This window comes from Neisseria sp. Marseille-Q2251 (genome assembly GCF_940793045.1).
Taxonomy (GTDB): domain Bacteria; phylum Pseudomonadota; class Gammaproteobacteria; order Burkholderiales; family Neisseriaceae; genus Neisseria.
Genome location: NZ_CALNWV010000095.1, coordinates 1 through 823, shown reverse-complemented (window position 1 = coordinate 823; position 823 = coordinate 1). Strand labels below are relative to the sequence as shown.

At 55.7% G+C, this 823-nt stretch carries 1 protein-coding gene; it reads right to left on the bottom strand.

Going from position 1 to position 823, the window contains the following annotated elements:
- Positions 1-764 (bottom strand): DUF2345 domain-containing protein (locus AAG834_RS13750; RefSeq protein ID WP_342032457.1); only part of this gene is annotated, 764 nt, incomplete at its 3' end.
- Positions 765-823: the final 59 nt, after the last annotated feature.

The following is an 823-nucleotide window of genomic DNA, read 5'->3' as shown; positions in this document are numbered from 1 at the left end:
ACCTCCATCGGCGCCTTCACCCTAACCAGCTTCGGACTCCCAATCTCAACCTCCCCGTTCGCCAGTTTGATATACGCCCCTTTGCAGGTAATCAGAATCTCCTCCTTCGCCGCAATGGTGATTTTCCCCGCGCTACTGGTTAACGTTGCATCCTTCAGCGCGTTCAGCTGCAACTCGTCATTCTGTGCCTGCACTTCCACTTTGCCCTGATTGGCCTGTACCTTGATGCCGCTGCTTTGGGCAAACAGGTTGAGGCTTTCTACTGCATGGGCGGTCAGGCTTTGTCCGGCGGTGATGTCGGTATGGTTGCCGCTGACGAGATGGATGTTTTCATTGGCGGTGTGCAGTTGGCTTTGCTGGGTTGCGGTAGCGATGCCGGCGGGGGCGGTTTGGATCAAACCGGCTTCTTTCAGGTCTTTGAGGGCGTCTTTCAGACGACCTCTTTGGGTTTCTTCATCGGTGTGGTGGTTATTGGCGGTTTGGGCGGCTTTGTTCAGGCTTTTGGCGAGGGAGAGTGCCTGTTCGAGTTGGGAAATGGCATCGTCCATATCCAGCACTTTGCCGTTGGCGTCTTGGTTTTGTGCGCTGACGAGTATGCCTTTACCCGCCCGTACTGCGCCCCAGCCGTCGGTTCTGAGTTCGAAGCCTTCGCCGTTCTCTCCGCGTTTCTCCCTACCGCTGTCGACGATGTGGCCGAGGTTGAGTTGGGACTTCTGGTAGTCGGTGGCGAGTTTGATGTGTTCCTGACCTTTTTGGTCTTCCATCCTGAGTTTGTTGTTTGCCCAGGTACGGATGACGTTCCTTGTGTTCCAATCGGCAGGGA